Here is a 20,926-nt window from a genome sequence, read left to right as displayed (position 1 = left end):
TATTAACCAATTATATGCCGTTGCATTTTGATAGAGATTAAGCGTGACACCAAAATTATGTTACCCATTACCACAAAATATTGATCCCTTTACCACAAAAAATAGTGACGCTCTGTGTTTTGTTTGGATTTTGAACGATTAATTAATCCTACAATCCTCTTTTCTCTAAGACTGACAACCTCGCAGCTTCCTTGACTCCATGCCCTAAGCCACGATACTTTTTCATCAACTCTCGGTCGTCTGGATCAGTAGAGAAAATCATCAGTGTTTCAGGTTCCAGTTCTAAACGACATATTTCAGACATACCACGCAAAAATATCATCATCTCTGAATAACTGCCTTTGACAGTTTTGACCGATTTCATTTGTTCGAATTGATGATCTGAGGCTGTGAATGCCTTAGTATTTTTGATGGTATCAACAGTGGATGGATCTTGACCCAAGAAGATTTTCCAATCCGTGTTGGCTAAGATGGACTTGCCCACAGGGTTAAGTGTGCAGTCGAGAAGTGATTGCGTAATAACTCCACCGCTTGAACGTGTTTTACGAAATTTACGGAAAGCGGATTGTAGAAACTCACCAACAAAACCTACAAGAGCTGCCTTGTCACCTTCAGTCGATGCTGTAAGCCATTGCCAAGCCTCTTCGAGCAAGAATAAGCTTTTTCTGGATGTGCCACCTTGGAAAATCTTTTGCTGAATTTGCGTGATCATTCCTAAGATAACCACTAACTGTAAATGTAAATCAGTCTCTAAATCTTCTGTTTCGATAACAATCAATCGACCATTATAATCAACAGAAGGCTTTGTATCGGTAAAGAAATGACCATAAACACCACCTTCTGCAAAGATCTTTAATTGCTTACCCAAGTCGCGCATGTATGATTCTTCATGGGCGTTACAACGATTAACGAACTCAGTGATTGTTGACTTCTGGCCTAATTCATTCCACATATCCGTTAACAACGTCATCATTTCTGCACGCTGAACCTCTGTCAGTCCATCTTTAGGTGCGGCCATTGCCTTTAGCATTGTGGCAATCTGTGGACCTTGCGCATCTTCACCTGACCAATTTGTTACCGTTGAAAATGGATTGAGGGAATATTTAAAGGTTTCATCAAAACAAATAAACTGACTGTCTTCGAACATTTCAGCTAAATTCTGATATGAACGTCCTGAGTCGAATAGAAATACTTGAGCACCATCATTGTATTCTTCTATTTCATAATTTTTTTCGTGTGATTTACGTTTTAGTGAACCGCCTGTTTTCACTCCACTGTTCAAATAGCAGTTAATGATGTAGTTCATCAACACTGATTTACCTGAACCGGTTGCTGCGGATAGTAAGAAGTTAAAACCACCATCAGTTTTAAATAAATCCCAAAAGAACACTTGTCCTGAGCGAGTCACCAAAGGAACAATGGGCAAGTTTGTGTTACCTTTCCAGCTAGACATATGTGGTGTTAGAAATACCATTGCCTCGGATGAATAGATCGAGTGGCGACTAAAATTGGCGTAACCACTGTCCATCATGCATGGTATGTTTTGCAGTAAAAGTGGACCGGTTAATACCGATTCTCTGGCGAATGTAATTCTCTTACTATCAAAATAGCGCTTCATCTTGGCGATACTGCGATCACTACCAAGTTCAGTAGATGAAAAAACAATGATATGGGTACCTGAGTTAACTATCTGTGCACCGTTTTCATCGACTTCCTTCCACATTTGATCATAATCTTGCTTTTGCTGCGCAAGACCTTGGAAATATTCTAAAACCTTGCCTTTCGCCTGTCCGAGTAACCATTTTCGACCAGATGATAAATCACTTTTAGCCTTACTCTGCTCAGGGTAGTGCATTAAGGTTGATATCATAAATGGATCGCCATGCGCAAACGTGCCGTTTCGCCAATCGCCTATCATGTCGTACATTTGACCATAAGCAATTTCTGATGGCATTGACTCAAGAGATAGAATTTTTATGTGTGTTTGATTATCTGCTTCAAATTCCAAATCTCCCGCAGCATCCAACGATTTGGGTTTACCGGTAACCACCCCATTTGGGGTAAAATGAAGCGTGTTTCCTTTCTCGATAATTTGTTCATTGAATGACAAAGAGGCATTCGGTTTGGCATTCATATCACGCCAAATAGCATCTTTAGATGAGTTAAACAAACTTTGTAAACGCCATAGTAATGCGGCAGGCTCAAGCATTCTAGGATGATGATTAACACCCGTTAGAGATTCTTGTATATCCAGTATTATCTCTCTAAATCGTTTGAGTTCTTTGTCAGTTGGAATGAGTTCTGCAGTTGGGATTCTAATCGTAAACCAATATTCGAAATCACGCAGGCGCGACCCATTGTGCATATCTTTGAATACTTTGCCTTCTAAATCATTAATTAGCTCTTCAGCCATTGAAGTCGTTAATTCATTGTCATTACCCATCATGCGATTGCCGCGTGTAGTTTCATAACATTGACTGAAATAACTAATATCCGGTATCGCGACTAACTGTGTTTGTATACAAGTGTCAGCAGGGTACTCTTTGTTAAAAATGGCATCATAGGTATTTTTTAATTCTTCATTACATCCGGGCGTTGGTTGACAGCAGAAGACCACTGCCATGCCACCACCTTCGATTAGGTAGTAACCATCTTGATATGCTGCAAAGCCGAAAAGCTGCTCGGTTTGTTCATAGGCCGTAAGCTTTTTAAGCTTCTGAAAATAACTTGAAAAAATACCCATTGATTATTTACCTTTCAGTGATCCCTAAACTGCTATAGCCTGACTTAGACTTACTTTGACGCCGCTCTTCTTCTTGTGTCTTTTGCTGAATTTGCAAAGGCACAATGCGACCCGGACGCTTATTAGCTTGATCACCCACTATCCATTTTTTAGGTTCAACTTCGACATATACGAATCCAGGCATATTTAAATCGCCTGCTTCGTCAGTCCAAGAAGCAACGAGAATACGCATTGTTTTTGGCTGTTGGAGCACAGCCAATGGCTCAGGAGCTAATGCCATAGGCGCTTGTCTGTGAACCATTAATTTTCCATGTTCGTCATTCAAACCTTGAACAGCGCCAAAGGTTCTGTTTTGAGGCTCTGGTACACTTTGCGCGGCGGGTAAGGTGTCATAGCGCTTTGAATCAATAGGTTGATACACATCGTTAACGGCTCTGCCATTATCGGCTAAATTGGGTACAGTCGGTTTAACAGCTTCTTTGTTATGATAGTCAAATGGTTGTTCTATTAGGGAGTAATCTTCGGCACCTTTAGGCTCGTTGCTGTGTGCATCAGCAATGACAACATTAGTGTTGCTACCTGAAACATCATGGACTTCACCATTACTATCTATATGGCTAGTAATTTTGCCATTACTAATATTAAGACCTTCTAAATTATCTCGGTTATTAGTCAGATCGTGAATTTGTCTAGCTGATGAACAAGCTGCACCTAGCCCCTGATTTGGACATGAAAACTCATCTTCACCAACTTGCATCATGCTACAACCTGTCATGGAGAGCGTGCTTAACGTGATTGAAATCGCCACAGCTAATTTTTTCATTTAGATTGCGCTCCATTGCCAGAGGTATTGATGGATGTAGTTTTGGTTTTGTCAGTTGATTTTTTGTCTTTGGGCTTATTTTCAAGCCATGACATTGGTTCTTTCGGGATACCTGAAGATCGTCTACCGTCAGTTCTCACAAAATAAGGAACTTTATCAATATCGAGATATGTCGCCATCAGCATTGGTGTCATGACTCGCTTAAGATCCGATTCATCGCAATCACGCTGGTCAATATTCTCTGTCTCACCAGTAATTAGCGCTTGTATGCTGTCTAATGTTGAATATCCACACCAAGCTTTCATCGATGGGGTAATTGCCCCTTTTTCATGGGGAAAAATAACGAGGTCTATATTCACTTTTGAAACATCAAGACTTTTTACGAATGCTTGTGACTCGGGTGCAGTAGGTGAGACGAAAATACGCGCTTGCTTCGGTATTGCCGGATTCCCATAAGGAATAACGGCAAACTGAGACATCAGCGAGCCATCACCGAAATTATCAAGATCCAACAACCAAGTATCATCAGCTTGTTTAGCTGTTTTAACATCGGTCAAATTCCACAAGTCTTTTATCGTGCCATCAATTAAAAATCGACCATTTGATGAGATAAACATTGGAGGTTTATCTTTAAGTTGTATCAGCATAACTTGTTTAATTGGCATCATTCTGACAACTTCGATATCACCCAATTCGGACATCATTCGCTGAATTTCAGATGAAAATCCCTTTTCTACATTGGACTCGCTTTGCTTGGTTTTCGCTGCTTCCTCTAAATCAATGGCCTTGGCAGATATAGAGGTAGAGGCCAATAGAATTGAAATAGAAATCGCTAGTTGTGTTAGCGTAACTTTCATTATCCTTGGTTCTCCAATGTCATCAGTAATTGTTTAGGAGGTTGATAACCGGGAACTAACTCGCCATTTGGAAGAAATAGGGCAGGCGTACCATTGATTCCCATGGCGCTTCCAACGTTATACATTTTAGCTACTGGGGATTGACACTTAAGAGTTGGAATATATATATCGCTCTTAGCTTTGTTCATCGCGTCTAACTGATTTTCGGAACACCAGATATTATTTAGCGTATTAGCCATATCTGAGTTAACACCACCACGCGGGTAAGCTGCATAGGCGATAGTGATCCCTAAATCGTTATACTCTTTCATTTCGTGATGCAGTTTGCGGCAATACCCACAAGTCGGATCTGTAAACACGGTCACAAAATATTTTTCATTAGGCGCCTGATAAACAATTAACTCGTTTTGTAACTCATCTAATTGTTTTGATGTTAATTCTTGCTGCCTCAACGCCGTTAGATTAAGCAATCCTTCTTCAAATTTATGAAGTGAACCTGAGAAAATCTTCTGGCCATCATTAGAAGCGTAAAAAATGCCTTTTTCAGTTTCAATTTGGTAAAAACCATCAATCGGTGCTGATTTTATTTCTGTGACACCAAACGGAAGTAACGTCTCAAACTTAACCTTGATAGCATCTTGAGTCATAGTAACTGCCGTTGCTGTGAAACTTGAAACGGTGAGTATTGCTACACTAAGTAATTTTAATTTTGAGTTCATCGCTAAGTACCTTTTTTTGAATTGCATTAATGATTGCACGTTAAAAATCAAAATAATTAAATTAGCGTTTCGATTTTGGGCACGCTAATTTATTTTTTGAGATTTGATTGCGGTAAAATGGACGAATGCACAAAAGGAGTTATGTAATGTTCGTTGTTGAAGATGATTTGTCAGCTCAACTATTACCCAGTGAAGCTAAAATAAAACTCGTTAAAAAATACTTTTTAACGTTATCTCGATTTCGTAAATTTGTTATGGTTAACAAGGATCAGATTAAGCAGGCACTTAATCAGCATGTAAGAAAGCAATTGAAGGTGTTAGGTCATAAAGCCGATAGATTAATAATTCAACGAGATTGTTTAGTGTTGTTGCAGTTGTCAGATTCAATTTAATACAAAAGCCTAACGCATGTTGAACTGCGTTAGGCTTTTTACTCTTAGTTATATCTATCTTGGTATGTTGGGCATTACATTATTCATCAATGAATCCATAATGATACGTTGATTTTTTTCTCTCTCAGCATATTCTTCAGCATTGGCAATACGGGGATTTTCAATGCCTAAGTCATTCACTCCTTGCCTTAATGCTTCAATTGGATGTATTGCTAATGTGCTAACACTATCCTTAAATTTTAAGGCACTCGAATCGAGCAAAATAATGTTGTTCGCTTTAAGTAAAATCTTAAGCAGGTCGAGGTACTCATATTGAGTTTGAATGTCATAGTTTTCTGTAGTAAATAATCCCAATACAGCATCTTGGTCTAGCACTTGAACACTTATTTTGTTAGCACTTAAATAGTCAATGCGCTCTTCAGTGCTTTGAATTTGAAATCGCGTCACAAGGGACGAGATCACTACTACACTGAGTAAGAACATTATCACCTGCACAGCATTAAACACTTTATTTTCACTCATTGGTTTATCCTAATTTTAGTTTAACGCCCTTTTGCACAATGAAATCAACTTCGCGTCCACCTAACACTTCAACGACTGGCCATGATGCGTCCACGAGTTCTAAATAGTATTTAGCAATCATGTCAAAAGAGGTACTAGCCCCTTTCAAGGCAGCAGACTCAGCCAAAGCACCCATGTTAGCTTTTTGGAACATCGATTCCTCACCAGGATTGGTACTTAACACATTGATACTTGTAGGAGCAGCGGCTTGAGATAAACCAGATAAAAAGCCTGCTGCCATAGCGTTACCCATTAAACCACCAGCTTTCGTTACCAATCTACCACCAACTCCATTTTTGCCATCGCGTCCGACAGCATAGGCATTTAACGCAACCTCTATCGCTTCATCATTCTCAGTAATGCAACTTAGCGTTTCAGCTCGTACAAAAGCCCGTTCTGTGGCTAAATCTCCGATTGCGCTACCAATGATGAAACATTCTCGAATATCAAGTGAGTAGTTATTTGGCATAATTGCCTCATGCTTGATCCTCACTAGCACTGGCATTGGCATTTTTTGTTGTTGACCACCAGAAGTAGGCGCGTCGATACCGTTAATCGTGGTGCCGGTGATAATAGAGCCTGCTGATAACCACGTTGAAATTTCTTCTACCTTCTTTTCTGTTGGTGCTGCGGTAGCGGCTTCCATTTTCGATGTGTTATTTACATTTTGAGTGTTCTCACTAACTGATACGATATGAGTATCTGACTCTTCAATCGTACCTGTTTCTTTGACTGAGCGAATTTTGCTTTGAGTAACAGTACGCAACACTTTCCCTCGCACCAATGGTTGTCGAGTAATCACCTGTGTTTGTGGTTTTTCTACCGTTTGCATTAGATTGGCATTAGGTCCAGTACGAATTACATTACCTGTACCTTCCATGCTCTCTTGTCCAGTCGGCGTTAGATTTTTGTTGCTTTCGAGGGCAGATTGAATTTGAGAAAATAAACGCTTCTGTTCATTGAGGTCTTGGCGCATTTTGGCCAACTCCATTTCCATTTTCTTCTCTCTATTGGCTGTCCTATCTTCCTGTGCCTTTGCTGCTAATTCCCTATTTTGAGCATCAGCCGCAAGTTGATTGAATAACTCTTTGGTTTTTTTCTCCTCCATTTGAGTGACTTCATCCACAGAAAATAACTCTGTTCCACCGGTTTGCTTAACCTGTTGATTTTGGGGTTTGTCACTTTTGGTGAAAAATAATGGTAGAAGGAAGTACATAGCAGCAAGAATCACTGCCCAAACAATGATTTGACGCTTTTTGGGATCTGCCCAAAACTCCTTTGTCGATACTATTACAGACATCCTTATTCCCCTTTTGTCAAACCAAGTTCGGCAGCTGTAAATTGACGTCTGCGATTGTTCTTTTCTTGCTTCTCTTGGTAAAGCTTATCTCTGACAATATAAACTTCAGTTGAATAGCCTGGCGGTAAAATACTTTGGTCCACCAGCGCAACGGCTAAAGCATCGCGACTTAGACATTGTTCTTCTTTTATTTGGTAGTCATAGTTAGTGTGGTTATACATGACAACTACATCGATATATTCACGAGAACCGACATATCTCTGTGCCGTTTTTTGTCTAATGGCTACGGAGCATGGTTTGACCATTGTTGCGGGGATTTCGACTGATTCAGTAAAGCCTTTCGGTATACCGTTTCTTGCAATTGGTGTTAACATCCCTTTTATGCGTTCAATGTAATTCGACGCGGTTGCATGCACTTCATCAAGTTGATTGGCTTGTTCTATTTTTTCCAATCGGTCACGTTCCCGCTTTCTTTCTGTGGCTTTATAGTATTGTGCCGGTGTTAATTTAACATCGACATTAACCATTGCCGGAGGTGAATTATCTGGCTGTAAAACTAATGATATAGCCGTTTCTGGTAATCCTTCTTCATAGACCATAAGACCGACTGGACTCATACTATTAATGGTGATGTAAATATATCCATCTGACGCTTCGATTATCGATTCTTCATCTGATGTTCGTACAGCCACCATTTGAAAGTTGGTCTTAATGCGGTTCATTAATCCTGCGGCTACTGCAACAGCAATATTTTCTCCGGGAGCTAACTCAAAATCTTGGACTGGCTTGTAGCTCGCCTGAAGTGCATCACCGAAGTTATTTGGGCTACTTATTGTTGCAGTACCATCTTGAGGTCTGCCATAAGGATCATAAGTTATAGCTGACTTTGGTTCATCATCTGGCACAGCTGATTTCAACTGGTTAAAAATAAATTGCACAGGATTACTTTCGTTTTGATTTGTATCAATTACTTCAGGAGCTAAACGTTGATTTGATGTGTTAACTGGTAATACAAACTCATTAACAGGATCAGAAGGCGTCGCCTCAAAGTAGGGTTCAGTATTTGCAGAAACATCTATTGCAAATATCGACATCAATGCCAAGGCAATAGCTGATATTTTAATATTATTTTGCATTGTTGATTTCCTTAACTGTTGATCCTGATTCAATTAGATTGTCGCGCATTTCATCGGTTAGCTCTGGGATAGTGTCTGCTGCGGGTACCACTCGTTGACGCATATTAGGTTTGCCGGGATATTGCTGAAAATAAGATATTTTTGGCATACCTCCACTCACGCCAATACGCCATTCATACGTCCACGTCTTTTTCATAACTGGTTGATTTGGAATTGTGATTTCCCGTGTTCCCCAAATCCAAACAATATCTTGATATTCATCAAAATGAAGATCTTCTATGACAAAGCGCTGCTTTAATTTTCTTGCATTGATAATGCTAACTTGACGCTCAATTTCATCTTCAAACTGATCACGTAAATATGGTGTTGAACTGGCTAGGAATCGCTGTTTAACGAACTTAATATTACTATTACTAATGTTGCCTATTAATTCTGAAAATGCGATGGCATGGCCTTCTTTAAAAGAGGAGTTAGCCCAACTACCACGTACTTCTATTGGTTCTGTTAATGGTGCGTTTGGTATAGCTACAGCACCAGGTTCAAACGATATAAATTTAAGCGCGAATATTAATAGAGCAACACTCAGAATAAGATTAGATAGCAATGTTACATTTCGTACAGAGATAGCTTCAGTCAAAGAAACTTTGATATCGTTGATGCCGCCAAGCAGATTACTCATCGAATGAACTCCTTTTTCATTGGATCTGGAGTTTTAGCCCCAAGTTTTAACTTCATAATTCCGTAGTACCACAACATATGTTCAACGTAGCCTCTTGGGTGATTTTGCGAAAAATATGAGGTGATCTTGAAATACATAATTGCGAATATCATTGACTCCATAGCGGCTTTAAATGTGTAGCCAAGCATTACTGCGATAGCAATTGGTATAAATTGCTCCAGCGTAAAAAAAAGTATTAATAAGGAATCGTTAACTTTTTTGGGAATGCGGTATGTCATCGCCATTATTAAAACCTCAGTAAAATCATTCCCTTTATTTTGTCATTATAAAAATTGGATTTGTGAATTTAGCGTTTCGATTTTGGCCACGCTAATTTATTTAACTCACTTTTTATGAATGGAATGAGCCAGGGCGAGATCTGAACGTTTTTCAATCAACTTAACACACGATTTGACGTTAACATTTAGTTATGATCTTATTCTCCCTTTTTTCGTGAGCTCACCATGCATATTGACCGCTTCAAAGAGACTTTTAAACCATAACTGACCAACGCCAAGAGGCTAGAGAGACCTATTGCCTTTTTGAGGTTTGTTTGGTTCTCTATATGCCGTTATCGCAGGAGCTAAAGGCTGGTTTGATATTCGAGAATACATACTTGGACATCATGATTGTTTTAAAAACAATAACCTATTCGTGAGTGGCATTCCTGCTGCAGGCTTAACTAGGGTGACCAAATTCAGTTGAAGGAGTCGCTATCGAAGTTCGCTGGGCAAATGGCGTACGCACGAACATCGATGCATTGTAGTAAGTAAAAAAAAGCCTATCTAGCAACAGCTGATAGGCAAAGTTGGATATGCTGAGAAGTTGATGGGAAAAGGAGTTAATCCCACCAATAGCGATAAGCTTAGTTGAGTATTTTAAAAATGCATAATAATTTTTAAAGGAGAGTTAACGCGTTTGCACATCCCCGTCTAGAAGCTTCGCCTCGTGGTTAACATTCTATTATAACAGGCTGTCGATATTGGGCTTGGGCGGGCAAAGTTCACTAACGTATCACTGATCTGAGCATATCTTTCTAGGCCATTTTTCTTTGCGATTGCGACATTAGGATTAAACAATAGCGTTAACCTTTTGTGAATAACGACCACTCACGACTTAAGCTCACGCTTGAATTGGCATATATCCGCAAACTGCTCTATAAGACAAGTAACGTCAGTAAGTGAAATTGTGTTCATGACGTACATCTTAAGACTTCCGGTTAGGTATTTTTTAAGAGGCAATGATGAAATATGCAATTTTATTAATAACTTGCAATGTAACGCTACTTTTTATGCCGACGTCTGTTTCCGGGGAGATCAGACTGACTATCGGAAGCGATCATTGGCCGCCCTATGAACTGGCCGAAAAGGATTTTGTAACCAATGGTTTCAGTACACAAGTCGTCGAAGCGGTTTTGAAGCGTATGGATGTGAAGATCGAAGGCAAGATCCACCTCTATCCCTTTGCACGATTAGAGCATCATATTTTACATGCTCACATTGATGCCGCATTCAGTCTGAGTTCCAATACAGAACGACAAACAGCATGTTATTTTCCAGAGGAACCGTTAATCGATTCAAAATGGGTCCTGTTTATCCGTCAAAAGGATAAAAATAGGCTAACGTTTTCCACGTTAGATGACTTAAAAGGCAAAACCATCGGTGTTGTCAGGCAATATGCCTATACCCCGGCGTTTTGGGCATTTTTAAAAAAAGAAAACAATTATGAAACTGTCAGTAATGATGAGCAAAATTTTATCAAATTGCACTCTGGACGAATTGATTATGTCATTGCAGAATATGCCAATGCATTAACGATATTGGAAAATCTGGGGCTAAATGATGAGTTAATCCCCTTGTTAACTCAGCCTGTTTACAAGACAGGATTATATGTAATTTTTAATAAACGACGTATTTCTGAACAATTTGTCACTCAGTTTTCCGATACCTTGAAAGCCTTCAAGGACACGCCTGAATATTATCGGATCCACCAAAATTATTTTGCAAGTCAACCTCTTGATAAAGCAGAGTTTTATCATATTTGCCACCGAGGAAATTGCGCTGTGCGCTAGGCGATTGATAACCTGAAAATTTTCAATAAAAAATTCCCTCTATTCGGTATTTATATCACACCTGTCATTCATCAATATATTCAGCCACTTACAACAACCACCCACTAACCCTGAGACATTTTTTTGTCTGATAATGGCCATTTGAGACAATTTAGCCTCGACTTTACCCTATTAGCCTTTAGCTTGCCATTGCCTCTAAATGCATGACCATCATCATTTTCTGCTCCTTTTATCCAGCGACCAAGTAGTTGCGGAGTGAGCTCTAAATTTCTAGCGGCTTCAGCAATACTTGTCATTTTGCTCTCTTACCATTGCAATGGCATCAAGCTTGAACTCTTTTGAATAGGATTTACGTGTTTTCATTTTAATCTCCGGTTAAATCAATTATCTCTTAACTGGCGTAGTCGTATCAATTAAACCACGTCAAGTAGGTTTGGTAGTGAAAAATCGGTGAATCCGTTCACCGATAAATACCCTATTCTGCCAAACTGCTTTAAAACAATCACCGATAAATGGCCAGTTGAGATTGCCTCCTTGAATTAATCAGTGAAAAATCGGTGAATCCGTTCACCGATAAATCCGACAATTAACTCAGCCAAAGTGGTTAGACATTGAAAAATCAATGAATGCTTTCACCGATAGATCCTTGCATTACACTTTTCGCAGTACCATCCGTTTTCAGATCTAATATCACCATCATCAAGATCAGTTAATAATTTTGGCCATTGGTTTAGTACAAAGGTAATGATCCCGATGAAACAAAAACGAGCTTGGATGAAGCCAGAGTATTTAGAAGAAGTGTTAAGGGCTGGCTTTGCTAGCTTGCTTGAAATTTAAGCATTCATGCGGTTGCCCTGTGGCATGAGCATTGTTAGGGTAAAAAAAAACCGCCTCGAATGAAGGCGGCAAAATAAGGCATGGGACAGAAATTAGTTGGGCAAAATTTTTATCAATAAAAGGTTGGTTTTATTAGATTGTACCAGTCAAGAATACGTTGATGATGGTTACTGATTGGCTGAGTAACATACCACCAATAAACGCGCCAACTGCCATGTAGTAATTTTGTTTTAAAACATTGAAAAGTGCAGCAAAAAATGCAAGAAGTGTAATAATTTTACCTGGTACACCATCAGCCCAACCACTGATTTCCGTCCAAATGGTAGTAAAAGCCGAACCACCAGAGCCAGCAACCGTTTCCATGCTATAAAGTAGTGCAATTAAGAAAGAGGCGACTAAAGCCACACCGATAACTTTCTTGTTTAACACGACGTTAGTTTCAGCCTTTTTTGGCAGAGTTAGAACATTAGTCATAATCATTTTCCTTTAATCTATTTTCAGTGGTGAGTTAATCTCGATACTTAATTTACTATCTTTCAAATCTAATTAATTAAAATAAGGTGTTCGATTTCGTCACGCTAATTTGTCGGGTTTCCAAAAATGACTAAAGTTGTACAAATTTTGTACAACTTCCGCAATTGTTTTTTGCTAAGTAGATTTCAGCAATTAATTTAGACCAAGCCAATTAAGCGTCGAGGTCAGAAATTGGCCGATACCAAAGTGCGCTTGAGAGTAATTTTTGTATTTAACAGCGGTTAATTGCTCCAAATTTTTTTGAACTTGTAACTTATCGGCGTTGATGTCTACAAGTCCCAACTCACGAGACTCTAAACCTGACCAAACTAATCCTGAAAATAGTTGTTCTAGATCCATTTTGAGTTTATTGCCCCTTGCCGTAATCACTGTTTCTTTAAATTGCTCAAAAACAGGATTCACTAACATCTTGCGAGCTATCACTATCTGTTCATCATTAACATCTGTCCATGGTGATAGCATATCTTTGTGCACACCGGAGGCTATTACCGTGTTCTTCACGCCCAATCTTTCTGCAAGTGTGGACCAGTTTAGGCTATCCATTCTTACCCCTACATTGCCGACTAATGATGCCTTTTGAGCAACAATAATGTCTGCATGGATCACAGCTTGAATGCAAGCACTAGCACATAGTTTAGATACGACAGCTATAATAGGCTTCCTCGGTAATTCTGACAGAAACCCTTGAAAATCAGCATCTTTATTAGGTAGTTCTAAAGCTGCTTTACGTAGAACGTCATCTGTAAACATTAATTGAGGTGAGGTGAGGGCTGTTGAAATTCGTTGTAGCGCTTGATTATTCAACTGTCCAAGGGCTTTATATTGTGTTATCACATTTTCGATTATCTGAGAGTCAGTTGGTGAGCCACCGGGACTATCAACTTCCAACACGATTGCCAGCGAATCTTTATTGTTGATTGCTGACAATAAATGGTCTGATATTGCATAACCAGATCCAGTATCGTGCGTCGTTCCAATCTCACCGTCAATCTGGATTTTTGAGATATGTTTCTGCTCGCTGAAATCCATTCCAGTGAAATTTATGATATTTGTGGCGGTAGCTATAACAAAGATAAGCCCAATAAAGGCAAGCTTGCCATACGCCGTTCGTTTATAAACTTTTAAATGTTCATTTGCCACATTGACTAATGATTGTTCAGATTGAAATTCCATTTTTTATGCTACCTTCATGTAATTTGAGATTGTTTTCTTAATTGCATAGCCTGTGGCCAACAACATGATTAACGGAAACCAAGCTGCAACCGTTACACCCATAAAGTTTGGTATAACGAGATAGCTAAATACCAATATAACTATATAGACGATTGAACGAGTCCAAATTCGTGAACCCTTAATGGAAATTTGTTTAGGCTCATACATTTTGATTCTGCGCTCGGTATAGCCATCATGGATAATAGCGATGAAGTAAGGTAATAGTAAAAATAACCAGAACCCTAAAATCGTAATTCGATATGTCATCTGATATGCCAAAATATGAAGGTTATTAACTACACGACTTAGAATGAAATCGCCTTTATATTTTTCGACAATCTCTTTGATTTTGTAGCTACTTTTTGGCAGCAAAGCATCGGAAATGTTATCCTGAATGCCGCTTTGAATGTAATGCTCTGAATATCTAGTGGTGACAAGGTTGGTGACTTCTAGCCATTGTGGTAGATCAACAAGCAATGCCAACGACTTTACTTCACTCTCGACTTCTCGCTGAAATGATGAGCTCGGCACGACGGTAAGAATTACTGCTAATGATGCGGTAAATATCAGTAATAACACACTGAATAATTTACTGAGTCCATGTTCATGTATGAGTTCTGACATTCTCTTATTCACCTACATGTTAGTTTGTTGAGTTTTTAGTGTGTAAACTCTCTCGCGGCCAGGCATCGGTAATCCAAGTATATTTAGCCAACGTCTATTAAAAATGTGATGACATAACATCATCCCAACGTAATGCTTATCAATAAATGATTGGCGCTCTACATATCTGATTTGAAAGCATTTACATCTAGCTTTAACTTCAAAACATTTACATTTTGATTTCTTATAGGTATAACCGCTCATCTGCTCATCGATAAAATCTGGCAGCGTTTGTGTGATACAATCCCAATGCGTTACCTCATTGCTTTTCATTTTGTAAGTTACACAATAATTAGTAAGTTCACTGAGATCGCTCAGTATTGAATTGCAAAAACGTCTAAACTTATCTTCGGTATGCTCTTCTTCGTCGTCACCCCAAGCTAAATCTGCCTTTAAAATGGTACTGTCTAAAAATGAAACATTATTGTTAACAATGTAATCAATACCCCCAACAAGGTTGTTCAAATTTTGGATAATTGAAGAGACTCCTTCATGACCCATCGGGATATTTATCGGCTCGTAATAATAGGGTACTAATTCCATTTTTAAGCCCCCTGTATGATTGGCAGTTTGCATTTAAGTTTTTGTCCATTTGCGAGTCGAGCCACATACTGTAACTTTGGCAAATCTGCCAATAAATTTGGTGGAAACATATCTTCGCGTGTCTTGGTGATATTTTCTTTGTATCCACCGCTAAATTCTGTCAAAGCCTGACCCGTAGCCGATTGAATTGAGTATTGGACGCCAACGGTTTGGATGTTAGTTTGATTGAATTGCGCAGATACATATTCTTGTGTTGTTTTATCTGTCACCTTCATTGAGATGAAGTTATTGCATAATGCTAAGTAGCGCTCAGCTGTAGCTTGATCTGTCATATCAACTAAATCTGGTATTGACTGTGTACTTAGAATGAACTGTGCACCAGCAGCTCGACCTTGCGCTAGGTTATTTAGCAGTGCATCATTTCCAGCAACCGCCGCATGCACTTCATCTACCAAAATTGATACTCGACGTTCTTTACCATCTCCATAGTTATATCTGTCACCTAAACAAGATGAAATATCAGCTAAGAGCAACTTTGCTAGTTGCCCGGCGGTTTTTGGATCGTTTAATGAGTTAAGAGCACAATAAATAACACCGCCATCTAATATGACGCGCTTAATGTCAATTATCTTATTTACATCGTCAGTTTCACGATTTGGTGAAAGCAATTTATTTAATGGATTTGTGCATAACACTTTGAATAATGGAAAAACACTTGCCAGCATTTTTTGAGCATGTTCATGGTTGTGTGTGACAAATTGAATCACATCGTCAACGGCTGCAACTTTCTCTGTGCTCGGTATTCTTGTTGTGTAATAGGCTACCATTCCCTCGATTAAACTTTCGCCCATTTCCAGCATCTTAGGCATTTCTTGTTCGCGCCAGTGGGCGCCAAATTTTCGCTCATAGAATACAGACATCACTTTTTCTAGTAACTCAGATTTTCCTGAGCGCATGTAACGATAAATTTCAGTTAATTTGGGGGCTTCGTGACAGTAAATCATGCCATCCGTGATTTGACTGATAGTTTGCCAACCAAAGTCAATAAAGGTATCAGAACCGGTTTTGCCAGATTTTAATAAACTGGCTATACGGGTAGGGATTTCAGCAGGTGTTGCAAAGTTTTTGAGTATATCGATAGAGCAAGACTCGCTCGGTCTAGCAGGGCAAAATTCATAGAATTTATCAAAAATACCCAATGCTTTCATTTCGTCAATTATGCCATTTTTTAGTTGCTTATCATCTTTTGGATCGATGATGATTAAGCTATGACCTAAATGTAGAAATCCTGTGCCTAGCATCCTAAGCAACGTTGTTTTCCCTGAACCAACTTGTCCTGTGATAAATGAGTGTCCAAAAAATGCCTCCTCATGGACCAATTGACGCTCCTCATTACCAATCGCATGAATCCAAGTTTTGCCGCCCATCGCCTTAGTCGATTTTTTGTATTTGTTGATATAGGGCTTTAGTGCGAATGGAATTTCCATTTCTTTTAGATTAGATGTCATATCCATGATCTGATAAGCACGCTGCGCATGCTCTGGTTCCCACTCAAAACCATTGCCAATATAGATTTCTCTTTTCTCTTTGAATGCAAATTGAGTGACATCACTGTTATCTTTCCAGCGATTCAAGAATCGTACAATTTCTATATCAATGAACTCTAACTTATTAACGTAAAGTCCAATTTGTCGCTTCATTAGTGGGAATGCGTTAATTAACTTTACTAATCCAGTTCCTATCAATCCACCCGCGATTAATGAGGGAGTCGCTAAACTGGTGCCATCAATTGCGTCTACACCAGCAATCACACCAGTTGCTATACCAGCTCCAATATAGATATACGCACTGTTTAGCTCTAAAAGCGGTCTAAATAAGGTTTCTGTATGCGTCAATGCACTTCTATTGTTAATCATTCATAATTCCTTGCTTGATTCTGTATATAAGCTCATCTTCTTCAGCAGATTTTATTTTTACATTTAGATTTCCATCATCATCAATGAATGGGTGTATATTTAAGTTCTTTAGATATGGTCTAACTGTAACTAAAGATATGCTTGGAAATTCTTCAGATAACCGGCTTAGGAATGAATCAACCCGCTCGACTTTATAATCTAGGTTTTCTGGTAAACTATGATTATCTAAATCATTTGATGTGTTATTTGATTGTTGATTTGTTTCAATAACTTCTGAATCATCTTCACTCTTTTTACCTTCATTATTGTCTGTAGAGCTTTCAACCGTTGTAGTCTGACCGCCATTTGCGGCATTAACTAATTGTGCGGGAGTAGTCTCTTCAGCTCGAATTGAAGTATCTGCTAGGTATTTGAACTCAGTGGCCACAACATCATTTAGTACAATAATTTTTTGCAATTGACCGTTAATTTCCACTTTTTTTGGCAGCGTTTTGCTTGATTTGGTGATAGCTAAATATTCAGCCTCTTTAATAACTTCTTTGCTTGATTGGCTACATGCGTTTGCAAGGTATTCTAGTGACACAGCTACATCGGCACCTATGAGTGTCACCACACTGGTATTTTGTGTGGTGTGCAGTTCTAGTAGAACTAGGTCAATTTGCTTGATTACACGTTTACCGACCCAAGCTGGTTTTGATTGTTCAACTTCAACAATAGGTAACTCATTTTGAATTGCAGGTGATTTCGGTTCTTCATTTGAAGCTTCAACATTGTTATCAAGTTTCTTCTTTACACTTTTGCTTGCCTTTTTCTTCTTAGTGACTTTAGCCTTATCCGTACTCTCAGACTCAGATTTCTGTTGATTTATATCTTCATTTGATTTGTCGATTGATTGTTGAACTATGGTTTCATCAACATCATTTTTGTTACTCGACTTAGCTTTAGATTCTGGCGGATTGCTCGTTTTATTAACCTTGGTAGCACTTTTCCCCACCTTCATTTTTGCTGGTGCAGGCATGGGTTTATTCGTATCAATTTTGATTTGATTTTTATCAACATTAGAATCACTCTCAATTTGAGATGTGCTTTGTGAGACTTCTTCTGAAACAGGTTCGTTAGCTTTAGTTTCTGTTGATATGGGGTAAATAATTTTTGATGTATTTCGACCAAATAAGGTGTGCGTGTTCTCTGATTTAACACTGTTGTAACGTAAAGCGCCTTGTGCGTCGTCTGGAATTGGATTGTCACCAATAATGAAATTAACCCAAACAAATTTGACCACGGCTTTGGGGCTTGTACTTGCCATTGGTCCAGTTCTATCTTGACTAAATTGATGTATATCTTGCTCCGTAAAATTGCCTACATATAAATTGCCAAAGGTAGACTTGTCAGAGACTTTGCCGATGATGCGCTTATCTATTAAAATTTCTATTAAAGTCTTTGGCGAACTTGGCACTGGAATCTTGAGCTCTCTACATTTTGCGATGACGTCTTTAAATGGCTTTGTCATTTCAAGGTAAACTTCACCGTTCAGGAAAAATACTTCCGAGGTTGGTTTGTTGGTCGTCCATTCAAAATAGAGTGTTCGTAATACATCGACAACAGCACTCACCATCGACTTGTCTCGATGAGAATCATGCAGCCACACGCGGGCATAATCAGCATAAGTAGATGCACCATCAGCTTTTCTTACAGCGTTGTATAGGTATCCTTTGTTTGAGTGATAACCGATGAGGGTTTGTGTAATTTTTGAATAGAGATCATCACTACCATCGCCATCACCAATCAAATATTTTTTGGCACTATCACTAATAACAAATGATAGAAAGTGGATGGAGTTAGTTTCATGTTCGTTATGGATGCGGTTTTTATTATGTGAAACAGAATATTCTGAAATGCCTTCTATTTTAGCCCAATCGTACAAATTGCTATTTAATGGTTGCCATTGTTTGTCCGACTTAGGATCATAAACTGTCATGTTGGAAATTATTTTACCGGCATCATGGAGCAACCCACATAACCATGCGGCATATTCGTATCGTGGCTTTCTTTTCTGATCGAGGTCTATTTCACGCTCTTCATCTAGCGTTGCACCCATAGCAACTTGTAATGCTCGAATAGAAACATCTAACGAATGTTCTAATAATCCACCTATATATCGATGATGATCCATTTCAGAAGCAGGAAGCAAATGACAATAGGCAATAAAATTTTTAATTACTGCTTCAACCATATCAGTAGTATTAAACTCGCTACCAACCTTAACTAATGGAATATCTCTTTCGATATATCGTATTTTTTCTTTGTGTCTACGATATAAAGATTCAATGCTTACTAAAGGAATAGCTGAAGGTTTAATTGGGTAGTGAAGTAATGCATCTAACTTCTCTTCATCTACCCTAAGCGCTTCGATGTGGTCTTTTTTATTTAAGTTTCCAATTATATCTCGAAAGTTATCGGATACTTTTTTTGACCACATCATTACCTTTAGCATTATACAGCCTCAGCCAATTCATTTTGATTAACAACAATATCACTCTGGCCTTTATCAAACTCTTTTATTAAGCTTTCTTCAGTCGATTTGGCATTCGTGATGTCAGTTTTTTCAATTGATTGTTCCTCTATATTTTTTTCAGGATATAAAGAAAACACACCAAGCTTCAACTGTTGGACGAAATACATTGTATTAAATGGACCGCCATTACGTTTACCAGGTTTAGTGACGGTAAATATTTTTTTCGAAATGTTATTAAGAATTAGATTCATTTGATTTCGGCTGGCACCTTCAATGTCATCATCATCGTCGATACCTGTTAATAACAAAGTTTCTATATCATCCATTAAGAAATCAATCTTGCTTACAATGTTAAAAATTTCACCATGACTTTTATGAATAACATCGAAGTCCAGTGTCATATTAGGGTTTTTTACATTGATAAATTCCAATCCAGTATCAACTTCATTTTGAAGTTCTGTTAATTGGTTGCGCAAGGATTCAATTTCTTTTGTTGCAACTTCAATTATCTCTGTATCAAACCATTCTTTAATTTGATTAAAAACAACTTTGTCATATGATGTCGATGTCAATTTAAAAAGTTCAGCCATTCTATACATAGCATTGTTTAGAATTGATCCTTGATTGCTTCTCATATATAAAAAAGTTGATTCAGATTTAAATGAAAGTCGAACAACGCCAGTTTTACGACGTACATTAACATCTTTTGATTTATTTTCAGGAGATTTAGCCATTATTGTATTCCTCGCTCATTGAGTTAGTATTTTCAATTTCAAGTTTGATTTTTTTCTCGGTCAAACGCTTTACTTTATGGAGACTATTTATTTGGTCACAAATTAGGTTTATCGAAACTCTCATTCGGTCTAAATGTTGCTCGTATTTCAAAAAGTATTTTTTTTCCCAAACATTTGCATTTTTAGCTACACATGCCCATGTATAGCCATTCTTGTTTGGTTTAATTCTTTTCCCAAATGATTTAATTTTATTTCGTAGAGGGTGTTTTCTGTAGTCCCACCATTCTATATATACCCTTTGAGTATTCGATGGTGAGTATATGCGGGGAGCTAATCGCCCAGTGTTGACATAATCATCAGAACCTTTAATTTGCCGAAGGTTGTGAATGCGCTTATTTTCTTCTTTCCATTCATTCCAGTACGCATCTACCATAATTGCAGCTTCAGCATGTAGCTTCTCTTTAGCCTCTTTCAACTGATTGATGTGCTCATCAAGCATTTCAATTGTTGTATAATCGTGATGCGAACTACTTCCAATCATTTCCGCCAACCTCATTTATTCGAATACTGTCTGATTAAATCACGTAAGTGATGATCAAAAGCAAAATAGCGTTTCGAATTTAGCAACACTAATTTAGGTGGTTAAAAAATG

Annotated in this window: 19 protein-coding genes and 2 pseudogenes; 3 read left to right on the top strand and 18 right to left on the bottom strand. The window is 38.4% G+C overall.

Annotated features, from left to right (window positions below; genetic code table 11):
• Positions 1-148: 148 nt before the first annotated feature.
• From HBH39_RS18440 to HBH39_RS18425, 4 genes are read right to left on the bottom strand one after another with little or no spacing between them, the layout of a single operon-like run.
• Positions 149-2,743, bottom strand: coding sequence for a TraC family protein (locus HBH39_RS18440; protein WP_167680282.1), 2,595 nt, complete (start codon positions 2,741-2,743; stop codon positions 149-151).
• Positions 2,744-2,750: 7 nt separating this feature from the next.
• Entirely contained in the window at positions 2,751-3,566 is an 816-nt protein-coding gene (locus HBH39_RS18435) for a TraV family lipoprotein (protein ID WP_167680281.1), read from the bottom strand.
• Complete coding sequence (locus tag HBH39_RS18430; RefSeq protein WP_167680280.1) at positions 3,563-4,423, bottom strand: hypothetical protein; 861 nt, start codon at positions 4,421-4,423, stop codon at positions 3,563-3,565. The genes HBH39_RS18435 and HBH39_RS18430 overlap by 4 nt, the downstream gene beginning before the upstream one ends.
• A complete protein-coding gene (locus HBH39_RS18425) occupies positions 4,423-5,142 on the bottom strand; it encodes a thioredoxin fold domain-containing protein (protein WP_167680279.1) in 720 nt (239 codons plus the stop codon). The genes HBH39_RS18430 and HBH39_RS18425 overlap by 1 nt, the downstream gene beginning before the upstream one ends.
• A gap of 146 nt (positions 5,143-5,288) precedes the next feature.
• Here HBH39_RS18425 and HBH39_RS18420 point away from each other — a divergent pair, with 146 nt between their 5' ends.
• Positions 5,289-5,534, top strand: coding sequence for a hypothetical protein (locus HBH39_RS18420; protein ID WP_167680278.1), 246 nt, complete (start codon positions 5,289-5,291; stop codon positions 5,532-5,534).
• 54 nt (positions 5,535-5,588) lie between these two features.
• Here HBH39_RS18420 and HBH39_RS18415 read toward each other — a convergent pair whose 3' ends face one another.
• From HBH39_RS18415 to traL, 5 genes are read right to left on the bottom strand one after another with little or no spacing between them, the layout of a single operon-like run.
• Complete coding sequence (locus tag HBH39_RS18415; RefSeq protein ID WP_167680277.1) at positions 5,589-6,056, bottom strand: hypothetical protein; 468 nt, start codon at positions 6,054-6,056, stop codon at positions 5,589-5,591.
• 4 nt (positions 6,057-6,060) lie between these two features.
• On the bottom strand, positions 6,061-7,395 hold the full coding sequence (locus HBH39_RS18410) for a TrbI/VirB10 family protein (RefSeq protein ID WP_167680276.1): 1,335 nt from the start codon (positions 7,393-7,395) through the stop codon (positions 6,061-6,063).
• Between the two features lie 2 nt (positions 7,396-7,397).
• Complete coding sequence (locus HBH39_RS18405; RefSeq protein ID WP_167680275.1) at positions 7,398-8,531, bottom strand: TraK domain-containing protein; 1,134 nt, start codon at positions 8,529-8,531, stop codon at positions 7,398-7,400.
• Positions 8,521-9,210 carry a TraE/TraK family type IV conjugative transfer system protein gene (locus tag HBH39_RS18400; protein WP_167680274.1) on the bottom strand — a complete coding sequence of 230 codons (690 nt, stop codon included), beginning with the start codon at positions 9,208-9,210 and terminating at the stop codon, positions 8,521-8,523. The genes HBH39_RS18405 and HBH39_RS18400 overlap by 11 nt, the downstream gene beginning before the upstream one ends.
• Complete coding sequence (gene traL / locus HBH39_RS18395; protein ID WP_167680273.1) at positions 9,207-9,494, bottom strand: type IV conjugative transfer system protein TraL; 288 nt, start codon at positions 9,492-9,494, stop codon at positions 9,207-9,209. The genes HBH39_RS18400 and traL overlap by 4 nt, the downstream gene beginning before the upstream one ends.
• A 219-nt stretch (positions 9,495-9,713) precedes the next feature.
• Here traL and HBH39_RS18390 point away from each other — a divergent pair.
• Together HBH39_RS18390 and HBH39_RS18385 are read left to right on the top strand one after the other, a co-directional pair.
• A pseudogene (locus HBH39_RS18390) lies at positions 9,714-9,921 on the top strand (transposase family protein); the annotation flags it as partial.
• Positions 9,922-10,489: 568 nt separating this feature from the next.
• On the top strand, positions 10,490-11,320 hold the full coding sequence (locus HBH39_RS18385) for a substrate-binding periplasmic protein (RefSeq protein ID WP_167680272.1): 831 nt from the start codon (positions 10,490-10,492) through the stop codon (positions 11,318-11,320).
• Positions 11,321-11,475: 155 nt separating this feature from the next.
• Here the strand turns inward: HBH39_RS18385 and HBH39_RS19920 are convergent.
• The 9 genes and pseudogenes from HBH39_RS19920 to mobI all read right to left on the bottom strand — a co-directional run.
• Positions 11,476-11,683 (bottom strand): annotated as a pseudogene (locus HBH39_RS19920) (transposase); the annotation flags it as partial.
• Positions 11,684-12,289: 606 nt separating this feature from the next.
• Entirely contained in the window at positions 12,290-12,631 is a 342-nt protein-coding gene (locus tag HBH39_RS18375; protein ID WP_167680270.1) for a hypothetical protein, read from the bottom strand.
• A 192-nt stretch (positions 12,632-12,823) separates the two neighbouring features.
• A complete protein-coding gene (locus HBH39_RS18370) occupies positions 12,824-13,864 on the bottom strand; it encodes a S49 family peptidase (protein ID WP_167680269.1) in 1,041 nt (346 codons plus the stop codon).
• Positions 13,865-13,867: 3 nt separating this feature from the next.
• A complete protein-coding gene (locus HBH39_RS18365) occupies positions 13,868-14,527 on the bottom strand; it encodes a DUF4400 domain-containing protein (protein WP_167680268.1) in 660 nt (219 codons plus the stop codon).
• Positions 14,528-14,539: 12 nt separating this feature from the next.
• A complete protein-coding gene (locus HBH39_RS18360) occupies positions 14,540-15,109 on the bottom strand; it encodes a hypothetical protein (protein WP_167680267.1) in 570 nt (189 codons plus the stop codon).
• 2 nt (positions 15,110-15,111) lie between these two features.
• The gene (gene traD / locus HBH39_RS18355) at positions 15,112-17,025 is read right to left on the bottom strand and encodes a conjugative transfer system coupling protein TraD (RefSeq protein ID WP_167680266.1); all 1,914 of its coding nucleotides are present in this window, start codon (positions 17,023-17,025) and stop codon (positions 15,112-15,114) included.
• Positions 17,018-19,519: a MobH family relaxase gene (gene mobH / locus HBH39_RS18350; protein WP_167680265.1), complete on the bottom strand. Its 2,502-nt coding sequence runs from the start codon at positions 19,517-19,519 to the stop codon at positions 17,018-17,020. Before mobH ends, traD begins: the two co-directional genes overlap by 8 nt.
• Positions 19,519-20,274 (bottom strand): hypothetical protein, encoded by a 756-nt coding sequence (locus HBH39_RS18345; protein WP_167680264.1) that lies wholly within the window; start codon positions 20,272-20,274, stop codon positions 19,519-19,521. The genes mobH and HBH39_RS18345 overlap by 1 nt, the downstream gene beginning before the upstream one ends.
• Positions 20,267-20,815, bottom strand: coding sequence for a conjugative transfer protein MobI(A/C) (mobI, locus tag HBH39_RS18340; RefSeq protein ID WP_167680263.1), 549 nt, complete (start codon positions 20,813-20,815; stop codon positions 20,267-20,269). The genes HBH39_RS18345 and mobI overlap by 8 nt, the downstream gene beginning before the upstream one ends.
• Positions 20,816-20,926: the final 111 nt, after the last annotated feature.

The sequence above is a fragment of the Shewanella aestuarii genome, assembly GCF_011765625.1.
GTDB lineage: Bacteria > Pseudomonadota > Gammaproteobacteria > Enterobacterales > Shewanellaceae > Shewanella > Shewanella aestuarii_A.
This window is presented reverse-complemented; position numbering and strand designations above follow the sequence as displayed.